Origin of the sequence: Pseudoalteromonas sp. S2893, assembly GCF_005887105.1 — a bacterium.
Classification (GTDB): domain Bacteria; phylum Pseudomonadota; class Gammaproteobacteria; order Enterobacterales; family Alteromonadaceae; genus Pseudoalteromonas; species Pseudoalteromonas atlantica.
On the sequence record NZ_PNCY01000103.1, the window covers coordinates 1 to 353 of the forward strand.

The window sequence follows — 353 nt, forward strand, 5'->3', positions numbered from 1 at the left end:
GCATAAATAATTTGCTCAATAATACGCTCTTATATAAGCGATACGGGATCTCCATCAAGCACATGCATGGTTTGCCCGCGCTCATTAAGTGCTTGTTGTAGTTCGTACTAGCTTTGCATTAAAAATTGCTGATTGTGTATGCCGAAAGGTTTTTGTTGGTAATTATTATTTTTAAACCAGTGCGGGTTTATAACAAATACAAAAGCAAGCGCGCACTGCCTATTAGCAAGGTCACTAAAAAATGGGTTATCTGTTAGGCGTAAATCGTTTTGTAGCCAATATAAAATGAGTATGCACATACTAATGCTCTGGTATTTGTAATCATTAAGTTTTCGAAGCAAGATCTGCAAGGG

1 pseudogene is annotated in these 353 nt (G+C 37.1%); it reads right to left on the reverse strand.

The window, feature by feature from the left end:
- Positions 1-32 precede the first annotated feature (32 nt).
- Positions 33-299 (reverse strand): annotated as a pseudogene (locus CWC04_RS19320) (deoxyribodipyrimidine photo-lyase); the annotation flags it as partial.
- Positions 300-353 lie beyond the last annotated feature (54 nt).